The sequence below is a fragment of the Burkholderia sp. 3C genome (assembly GCF_054589155.1).
This window is the reverse complement of record NZ_BAAILN010000027.1, coordinates 1-9,591: the sequence shown is the minus strand read 5'-3', so window position 1 is coordinate 9,591 and position 9,591 is coordinate 1. Positions and strand designations below refer to the sequence as shown.

At 66.1% G+C, this 9,591-nt stretch carries 7 protein-coding genes, 1 tRNA gene and 1 pseudogene; 3 read left to right on the top strand and 6 right to left on the bottom strand.

Translation table 11 applies throughout. The features are described 5' to 3' along the window. Positions 1 to 213: 213 nt before the first annotated feature. Positions 214 to 477 (top strand): annotated as a pseudogene (locus ACYP33_RS03780) (DUF3761 domain-containing protein). A gap of 18 nt (positions 478 to 495) precedes the next feature. Here the strand turns inward: ACYP33_RS03780 and ACYP33_RS03775 are convergent. The 5 genes from ACYP33_RS03775 to ACYP33_RS03755 form a co-directional block, all read right to left on the bottom strand. Further along, positions 496 to 1,236 (bottom strand): SDR family oxidoreductase, encoded by a 741-nt coding sequence (locus ACYP33_RS03775; protein WP_459619796.1) that lies wholly within the window; start codon positions 1,234 to 1,236, stop codon positions 496 to 498. Further along, positions 1,233 to 2,549: an FAD-binding oxidoreductase gene (locus ACYP33_RS03770; protein WP_459619794.1), complete on the bottom strand. Its 1,317-nt coding sequence runs from the start codon at positions 2,547 to 2,549 to the stop codon at positions 1,233 to 1,235. Before ACYP33_RS03770 ends, ACYP33_RS03775 begins: the two co-directional genes overlap by 4 nt. A 2-nt stretch (positions 2,550 to 2,551) precedes the next feature. Further along, positions 2,552 to 4,057, bottom strand: coding sequence for a UbiA family prenyltransferase (locus ACYP33_RS03765; protein WP_459619792.1), 1,506 nt, complete (start codon positions 4,055 to 4,057; stop codon positions 2,552 to 2,554). Positions 4,058 to 4,075: 18 nt separating this feature from the next. After that, positions 4,076 to 5,305 carry a glycosyltransferase family 87 protein gene (locus ACYP33_RS03760; RefSeq protein WP_459619791.1) on the bottom strand — a complete coding sequence of 410 codons (1,230 nt, stop codon included), beginning with the start codon at positions 5,303 to 5,305 and terminating at the stop codon, positions 4,076 to 4,078. Positions 5,306 to 5,792: 487 nt separating this feature from the next. After that, a tRNA-Lys gene (locus ACYP33_RS03755) sits at positions 5,793 to 5,868 on the bottom strand. A 226-nt stretch (positions 5,869 to 6,094) separates the two neighbouring features. Between ACYP33_RS03755 and ACYP33_RS03750 the strand changes: the two genes are divergently transcribed. Further along, positions 6,095 to 6,976, top strand: coding sequence for a patatin-like phospholipase family protein (locus tag ACYP33_RS03750; protein ID WP_459619789.1), 882 nt, complete (start codon positions 6,095 to 6,097; stop codon positions 6,974 to 6,976). Between the two features lie 97 nt (positions 6,977 to 7,073). Here the strand turns inward: ACYP33_RS03750 and ACYP33_RS03745 are convergent, their stop codons facing one another. Continuing rightward, the gene (locus tag ACYP33_RS03745; protein ID WP_414450699.1) at positions 7,074 to 8,090 is read right to left on the bottom strand and encodes a D-2-hydroxyacid dehydrogenase family protein; all 1,017 of its coding nucleotides are present in this window, start codon (positions 8,088 to 8,090) and stop codon (positions 7,074 to 7,076) included. A gap of 400 nt (positions 8,091 to 8,490) precedes the next feature. On the opposite strand from ACYP33_RS03745, the gene ACYP33_RS03740 reads away from it, so the two are divergent. Next, complete coding sequence (locus tag ACYP33_RS03740; protein WP_414450700.1) at positions 8,491 to 9,543, top strand: LysR family transcriptional regulator; 1,053 nt, start codon at positions 8,491 to 8,493, stop codon at positions 9,541 to 9,543. Positions 9,544 to 9,591: the final 48 nt, after the last annotated feature.

The following is a 9,591-nucleotide window of genomic DNA, read 5'->3' as shown; positions in this document are numbered from 1 at the left end:
CGATCGTTGCGTTTGCAACGATCGGCATGCCTGCGAATCGCGGGCTGCATCGTCCTTGCGCCGTCCGGCGCGCAGCGTTCCTCATTGTCGAATGGCGCGTGCCGCGAGTCGCGGTAAAGTGCGACAGCCGCGTTCGCATGATTCACCGGATTGCTTTGCCGGATGCGCAGACGGCACCGACAAAAAGCGGCCGAACCGGCCCGGGGGACCACGATGAAACGATGCCTGATTGCGATCCTGCTCGGCGTACTGGCCGCGCCGGCCTTCGCCTACCAACCCGATCCCGACGAATCGTAACTGCGCGAGCATCACCATTACACGAACCGCGACGGCCAGGCCGTGCACTCGCCGGCGCATTCGCGCAACGGGCGCGCGCCGGCCGGTGCGAGCGCGCGTTGCGGCGACGGCACGTACAGCTTCAGCCGACATCGGTCGGGCACCTGCTCGCGCCACGGCGGGGTGGCGGAATGGGAGTGAGGGGCGTCCCCGCCTGGCCTACAGCGAAGCGCGCTTGAACAGAAAGCGCGGCAGCGAGCGGATCACGAGCATGATGAGCGCCCAGAAGCGCGGCGTATAACACACGTCCCGGCGCCGAGCGACCGCCGCGACGATATCGCCGGCCACCTTGTCCGGCATCGCGACGAGCGGCCCCGGCAGCGGCAGGCCTTCGGTCATCGGTGTGGCGACGAAGCCCGGCTTGATCGTCACGACATGCGCGCCGGCCTTGAACAGCCGCGCATTCAGCCCTTCGCAGAACGCGGTCAGCGCGGCCTTCGCGCTGCCGTACACGTAGTTCGACGGACGCCCGCGCTCGCCCGCCACCGACGAAATCACCGCAAGCACGCCGCGCCGCTGCGCTTCGAGCAGGTTGGCGATCGGCGTGAGCAGCGCGATCACCGACACCGCATTGCTCATCAACTCCTGCACCGTCAGCGCGGCATCGGCCTGGCAGGCGGCCTGATCGGGCAGCGTGCCCGGTGCGACCAGCACGATGTCGGGCGCACCGAGCGCTTCGGCGCAGCGCGCGAGCATCTCGCCGTGCCGATCGACAGCGTTGATGTCCAGCACGAACGTCGCCGCGAGCGCCGCGCCGCGCGCGGTCAGATCGTCGGCCACCTGCCTCAGGCGCTCGCCGTTTCGCGCGACCAGAAAGAAGCGCGCGCCGTCCGTGGCCCATCGGCGTGCACATGCATGAGCGATCGCGGACGTCGCGCCGATGATGAGGATGTTCTTCATGTTTGCGTGGTTCGTTGCCAGAAGCGCGACAGGATCGCCGGATCGCGATGCCGTTCGAGGTCCTGCCAGTGCGGATAGGCCGCGCGAAAATCGGCGCCCGACATCTGCGCGTCCTTCGCCGGATAGAGGCGCCCGCCCGCTTCGCGCACGATGGCGCCGAGCGTCGCGAACAGCCGCGCGTTGATGGCGTCGCGTTGCGGAAAGTCGAGCGCCAGCGAGGTGCCTTCGAGCGGAAACGAGAGCCGCCCGGGCGACGCCAGCGCGCCGCACCGCTTGAGCACTGCGAGGAACGAACCGGTGCCGCTGCGGGCAATGGCGTCGAGCAGCGCGCGGGTCGCGTCGCGCGCCACGGCCGCCGGCACGACGCACTGGAACTGCTGGAAGCCCGCGCGGCCGTAGATGCGGTTCCATTCGAGCAGGCTGTCGAGCGGATAGAAGAACGCGTCGAAGCCGACCGTCGAGCGCACTTCGTCGGCGGCCTGCTTGCGGTAGTACAGCGCGTTGAACGCGCGCAGCGTCAGCCGGTTGATCGGCGACACCGGCAGCGTGAACGGCACGCTGCGCTTCTTGCGCGCGTCGAGGCGCAGCGGGCCGCTCGTCGCGTGATCGCCGACCATGTAGATGCCGCGCCCGAGTTGCGCGCCGCTCGCCTGGCAGTCGATCCATGCCACACCGTATTCGTGCAGCGGATCGAGCCGCTCGGACAGATCGAAGAACGCGTCGAGGTGGCCGAAGCGGATCGCGTGCGCATCGATGAGGCTCGAGCGCACCGGCATCAACTGGATTTCGGCCCAGACCACGATGCCCGTCAGCCCGAGGCCGCCGATGGTCGCCGCGAACCAGTCGGGGTTTTCGTCGGGCGCGCATTCGATGAGGCTGCCGTCGCTGCGTGCGAGCAGGAAGCGGCGCACATGACGCCCGAACGTGCCGCGCAGATGATGATTCTTGCCATGCACGTCGTTGGCGATGGCGCCGCCGAGCGTCACGTATTGCGTGCCCGGCGTGACCGGCAGCATCCAGCCGCGCGGCACCGCGGTATTCAGGATGGCTTCGAATGTCGTGCCGGCTTCGGCGCGCAGCACGCCGTTTTCCCAATCGGCCGAGATCAGGCGGTCGAGCGCGATTGTCCGCAGGACGTGATCCGAGGCGGCGAGGCAGCTATCGCCGTAGCTGCGTCCGTTGCCGAACGCCAGCGTCGTGCCGTGTGCCTGCGCGAGTTGCGTCCACGTCGGCTGCACGCCGTCCCGCCAGGCGAGTGCGTGCGGCGTTTGCGGAAAGTACGGATAGCGGCCCCACGAAAGCGTGCCCGGCATGGCTACCATGCGGCAAAGAAGATCGCGCCGAACAGCACGGCGATCACGAGGCTGACGCGATCGCGCGCGGCGAACACGATCGGATCGTGATGCATCTGGCCGCGATGGGACACCATCCACATGCGGCTGATCCAGTACAGCAGCAGCGGACACGCCAGCCAGATCGTCTGCGGCGAGCGATACAGTTCCGCCGTGCGCGCGTCCTGGATATACAGCGCGAGCACCAGCACCGCGAGATATCCCGAGGACGTGCCGAGCGACGAGATCAACGGCAGGTCGCTCGCCAGATAGCCGCGCCCGCGCGTTTTCTCGACGCCGCGCGCTTGCATCGCGTGCAGTTCCGCATAGCGCTTGGCGAGCGCGAGGCTCAGGAAGATGAACATCGAGAAGCCGAGCAGCCAGAACGTCAGCGGCACGCTGACGGCCGCCGCGCCCGCGATGATCCGGGCGGTGTACAGGCCGGCCAGCACGACGACGTCGACCATCGCCTGCTTCTTCAGGAATAACGAGTAGGCGAGCGTCAGCACGTAGTAGCCGCCCAGCACGCCGACGAAGCGGATCGGCAGCGCCAGCCAGGCGATGCCCGCAGCCGCCGCGAGCAGCAGCGGCGCGAGCAGGGCGCCGTGCGCGATCGGTAATGCGCCCGATGCAAACGGCCGCTTGCGCTTCATCGGATGATGGCGGTCGTCCTGCAGATCGAGCAGGTCGTTGAGCAGATACGCGCTCGACGCGCACATGCCGAACGCCAGGAATGCCAGCAGCGCCTGCAGCATCAGCACCGGGTCCGACATCTTGTGCGCCGCGAACACGGGCACGAAGATCAACAGGTTCTTGAGCCACTGATGGAAACGCAGTGCGCGCACCCAGGCATCGAGCACGGGCGGCCGCGAACGGATGACCAGTTCGACGTTGCCGTGCCGATGTGCCTGCCGCTCCAGGCCGCGCGACGGGTTGACGAGATGCGCTGTATACGCGTTGCGCCATAGGGTGAGATCGATGCGCGCGTTGCCGATGTAATCGAAGCCGTGTTCGCCGGATTCGGCTACCAGCCGGTCGCGCTTGCCGTGCGATTCGCTGGCGGCCACCACGCACTCGAAGATGCCGAGGTGATCGGCGATCTGTTGCGCCTGGCGAGCGTGGCCCGACGTCGTCAGCACGAGCGTGCGGCCTTGTTCGTGCTGGCTGCGAAGCCAGTCGAGCACGATGCCGTCGTAGGGCAGCACCGTGACGTCGATGCTCGCCTGCTCGGCGAGCCAGGCCGCCAGCGCCGCCTTGCCGCCACGCAGCAGCGGCATCACCGCTTCGACGGCGCGATGCGGCTTGGCGCGCAGCAGTGCGCAGCCCGATTCGACGAGCAGGCCGGAGCGCAACAGCGTGCCTTCCAGGTCGACGACGAGCGGGCGGGCCAGTGCTGGATCGGGGCGCAGTGCGATGACCGTCGACGTTGCCGCCGCGCTCGCATCACGTGCGTCGTTGGCAGCCGGTTCGATCAGCGTGGACGGTTGCATGGGCGCTCCCCGCGCGGTTCAGTGCGCGCTGCCGGCGGTGGCAGGCAACGCGGTATCGACGGTCGGCATCATGCGTTCGACGCGCATCGCGAGGCGCGTGCGCCGCACCGCGACGAGCAGCAGCGCCCAGAACACCAACGGGCCGAAGCCGATTTTCAGATGATCCTCGGACAGATTGCCGAGTGCCGGATACAGCCACGCGACGACGAGGATCCACCGTTCCCCGCGCAGCCAGCCGTGTTTTACCGACGCGGCGGCGAGCAGCGCCAGCGGGATGCCGAGCCACACGCCGTCGTAGTTGTACATGTATGGGCTGATCAGGAAGGTGCCACCGACCAGCGCCGTCGCGCGCACTTCGAGCGCCTTCGAGTGACGCCACACCCAGCCGACCGCGGCGAGCGCCAGCACGGCTTGGCATGCCTGTGCGATATAGGCCGGGCCGATTCCGACGTGGAACACGCGCAGCGAGGCGAACAGGCTGGCCATCTGCTTCCACGGCAACCTGCCGCTGGCGACAGCGGCGTTTGCGTGGGACAAGCCCTCCAGGAACGGATGCACGATCCCGACGCCGAACACGCCGATCGAGATGGCCGTGAAGATCGCGGCCGTCACGCCCGCGGCGATGAACGCCGTCCACATGCCGGCGCACGCGAGCGCGACCGGAAACAGAATGGCGAGATGCGGCTTGATCGACAGCAGGCCGATGAACACGCCAGCGAGTACGGGGCGCGTGTTCAGGGCGAGCAGCGCCGCGAGTGCAAGGCTGGCCGTCAGCGCCGCGTTCTGTCCTTGCGCGGCATTGAGCCACAGGCCGGTAAACGCGAGGATCAGAACCAGCGAATTCGGTATCGACGACACCGTGCGGCGGATCAGCAAGACGAACAGCAGCGTCGTGATCGCTTCGAAGATGACGTAGCCAACCGGGCTCGACAGCAGGGCGAACGGCCAGACCACCAGCAGGAAGTTCGGCGGATAGAACCACGGGCCGGTGAGTTGCGCGTGCGGCGAGATCAGTTGAAACGTATTCGCGTAGGCGTTCCAGTCGTAGGCCTTGAGCGGCGTACCGGCCAGCGTCAGATGGGAGGCTACCCAGAACGCCTGAAAGTCATAGCCGATCGGATGCCCGTGCTGCTTCCAGCCGTCCATGGCCGACACGACGACCCCGAACGCCTGCACGACGAGCAGAATCGTGCCGGCATAGGCGAGGAGGCGAGAGGCGTTGAAGAAGCGCTGTGGCGAGCTGGCCATGGTAAAGATCGAGCGGATTTGCCGACCCGTATGATAACGGCTGGTCTTGGGGAATCTTGACGGAGTTGTGTCTTGTTGGATTACAAGAAGGTAACGCCGGAGCTGCCTCGCCTGGATTAACTGCTGTCGAGAAACAGCGGGATTATTTGCGGGTATTGGATGTTTTTAATCCCATCGATGGCGCAGGCGTGAGGCGCCTGGGACGGGCGCCTGCGGGGTGCGGGCGGGTATGCCCGGATGATCGCGTGAGCATTGTCGTGGGAGTGCCGGTTATTCGCCGATTTACCCTATTCGCACCGGTATGGGGAGGGCGCGTAATTGACGATATGGGAATGGCGGGCCTGAGCGATTTATTAGACTAGACGAATAACTTCAACGTCGATTGAGACGGGATGTGGGCTGATGGCCTTGGCGGGTGATTCGACTGTCCCGGGGCCACCAAAGCAAAAAGCCCGGTCAGCTTTCGCTAACCGGGCTTCCAAATGCTTGGTGGGGCGTGAGTGACTCGAACACTCGACCTACGGATTAAGAGTCCGCTGCTCTACCAACTGAGCTAACGCCCCCAACAGAAGAAAGATTATGCACAAGCTTTTGAGGCTTGTCTACCCCTTTCTCGCTTTTCCTTCAAAAAAGTGCCTCGCTCCGCCCAAGGCCCACCCGACCTGCCCGCGGCGGCTCCGCTATCATGATGCCCGGCAGACAGGCAGGGGCCAAGCCCAGGGCCAATCGGCCATTCACCCTCGCCGCAGCCGGCCCCCGGCACGGTTCACCAATCAAGGAGCCCCCGCGATGTTCGATCAAGTGGTATTCGCCGGTGGCGGCAACCGCTGCTGGTGGCAGGCGGGCTTCTGGGACATCGCGCAACCGGCGCTGGCGATCCGTCCGCGCGTGATCACCGGCATCTCGGCCGGCGCGGCCACGGCCTGCATGCTCTACACGCGCGATTCGCAATGGGTCATGCGCTATTACCGCGAGGCGCTGCGCGAGAACACGAAAAACGCCTACTGGGGCAACCTGTTGCGCGGCAAGCCGGTGTTCCCGCATTACCGCATCTATCGTCAGGCGCTGGTCGACATCTACGGCGAGCCGTTCGCGCGCCTGGACGACGCGCCCGAAATCCGCATCGGCGTCTCGCACGTGCCGCGCTGGCTCGGCGCGCGCAGCGCGGTGGCGGCTGGCCTGGTGGCCTACAACATCGAGAAATACGTTCGCAAGACGCTGCATCCCACGCTCGGCCAGTCGCTCGGCTTCCGGCCGGAATTCGTGCGGGCGCAGGCCTGCGCGGATGTCGACGAGCTGGCCGACCTGATCCTGCAGTCGTCGTGCACGCCGCCGTTTACGCCGGTGCTGCGCCGCGCGGGGCGGCCGGTGCTCGATGGCGGGATGGTCGACAACGTGCCGGTGGGCGCGCTCGATCCCGCGCCGGGCAAGGTGCTGGTGATGGTGACGCGCCGCTATCCGCGCCCGCAAAGGTTCACGGTCGCGCACGGCGAACAGACGCGGCTCTACGTGCAGCCGTCGATCAAGGTGCCGATTTCGAGTTGGGATTACACGAGCCCGGGCCAGATGCAGCACGCCTACGATCTCGGCCGCCGCGATGGCGAGCAGTTCGTTGCGGCGATGGTGCGCGAACGCGAGCAGATGGCGCAGCCGGTGGCCGTGGCGTCCTGAACGCGCGGCACAAGCCCGTCGCTCAAGCGCCTGCACCGTCGCGTGGCGCTTCCCGAGTCACGAAGGGAAGCGCCCGCCCGCGACGATCAATCCCGCATCACCGCCGATTGCGCCCACCCACCAGCGCATCGGGATTGGCCACGCTCGACATGTCGCCCGAATCGAACGCGAGGATATTGCGGAATGCGGCGCCGAAATACAGCTCGTAGCTCTCGCGTTCGACATAGCCGATATGCGGCGTGCAGATCACGTTTTCCATGCGCAGCAGGCTGTAGCCCTGCAGGATCGGCTCGCTCTCGAACACGTCCATGGCCACCATGCCGGGTCGGTTTTGCGCGAGCGCATTGACGAGCGCACTTTCCTCCAGCAGCTCGGCGCGGCTCGTGTTGACGAGCAGCGAAGTGGGCTTCATCCGCATCAGGTCGTCCTGCTTGACGATGCCGCGCGTCTCGTCGTTCAGGCGCAGGTGCAGCGTCAGGATGTCGGCTTGTTCGAAGAACGCTTCGCGGCTTTCAGCGGCGGTGTGGCCGTCGGCGCGCGCGCGTTCGAGCGAAGGCTCGCGGCCCCAGACCAGCACGTTCATGCCGAACGCCTTGCCGTAGCCGGCAATCATCTGGCCGATCTTGCCGTAGCCCCAGATGCCGAGCGTCTGGCCGCGCAGCACCTGGCCGAGGCCGAAGTTGGGCGGCATCGCCGAGGTCTTGAGCCCCGACTGTTGCCAGGCGCCCTGCTTGAGGTTGGCGACGTACTGCGGAATGCGGCGCTGGGCGGCCATGATCAGCGCCCAGGTCAGTTCGGCCGGCGCGACCGGCGAACCGGTGCCTTCGAGCACGGCAATGCCGCGCTCGGTGCAGGCGTCGATGTCGATATGGCTCGATGCCTTACCCGTCTGGCTGATCATGCGCAGATGCGGCAGCTTCGACAGCAGTTGCGAGGTGACGTGAGTGCGCTCGCGGATCAGGACGAGCGCTTCGACCTCGGTGAGCCGGCTGGCGAGCTGGCCGAGGCCGCGCACCGTGTTGTTGAAGACCTTGACCTCGTGGTCGGCGAGCAACTCGAAACAATTGAGCTTGCGGACGGCGTCCTGATAGTCGTCGAGGATGGCTATTTTCATGGAGTAGTCGAGAACGGCACGGAAAGCGGGATGCGCCGGGCATCGCCATGGCTGTGTGGCAGGCCGGCGGCCCGAACGGGGGCGGGCCGTCATGATCTTATGACGCGCGCCGGCCAGGTGTATCTCTTTTTAACAGCTTGTTACGGGGCGGCGGTGCGGCGACGCCCCGGATCGGAGGGCGCGACCGTTGACTTGGACGCGCGAATCGGCTTGTTCGCGGCGGATTGTTTCCGGAATCAGAATAATTAGATGAATCTCAATGTAAGGTGCCCCTTAATCGAACATTTTTTGTCGAAATCCCGCACTCCGATGGCAACTCTGCACCAAATTCGCTGTCGTAGGAGAATTACGCATTTGCTACACAATTTTGAAGCTGTAAAGCACAGCGGCGGGAGTGGTTATGGATCATCTGCAGTCGATGCGAGTGTTCGTCAAGGTAGCGGATCTGGGCAGCTTCGCGCGAGCGGCCAGCGCGATGGATATCTCGAATGCCGTGGCCACGCGCCACGTTGCCGATCTGGAGGGGCGGCTCGGCACCCGTCTGTTGAACCGGACGACGCGCAGCCTTTCCCTGACCGAATCCGGCCAGGTCTATCTCGAACGTGCCCGCCAGATTCTCGATGAGCTGGAAGACGTCGAGCAGATGGTCGTGGCGCGCAACCATGAGCCGGTCGGCACGCTGCGCATCGTCGCGCCGGTGGTGTTCGGGCTGCACAACCTCGCGCCGGTGCTGCAAAGCTACACCCAGCGCTATCCGAAGGTGATCCCCGATCTCACGCTGGTCGACCGGCAGGTCGATCTGGTCGAGGAAGGTTTCGATGTCGGGGTGGTGATCGCGCGGCAGATGCGCAGCGCGAGCATCGTCACACGGCGCCTCACCACCGGCTGCATGACGGTGTGCGCGACGCCGGCCTATCTGGAAAAGCACGGCACGCCGACGCATCCCGAGCATCTGATGGAACACCCGTCGCTGAGTCTGCCCGCCGAATACTGGGGCGATGAGCGCGTGTTCACGGGGCCGGACGGCGAAGTGCGCGTGCGGCCGACCAACGTGATCGTCGCGAACAACACCGAAATGCTGCGCCAGTTCGCGCTGCTCGGCATGGGCGTGGCGATGCTGCCCAGCTACCTGATCGGTGGCGACACGGCGCGCGGCAAGCTGGTGCGCCTGCTGCCCGACTATCGCCTGCCGCAGATCGAAATCAACGTCGCCTACCCGAGCCGCCGCCACCTGCCGGCCAAGGTTCGCACCTTCATCGACCACCTCGTCGAGCACTTCAGCCAGATGCCGGACACCGCGCTGGGGGAGCAATGGGGCGTCAATAGCGGCTTGCAGCCGCCGTCGGAGGGTGCGCCTGCGCCGCAAGGCCTGCAACGCTCGCCGGCCGGCCCGTCGATGCCGGCGCCGTTGCCGAAGAGCCGTCCGCGCACTACTGCGCCGTCGCCGCTCTGATTTCGAGGCGCAGCAGATAAAAAAGCGCGCTGTCCGTCAGGACAGCGC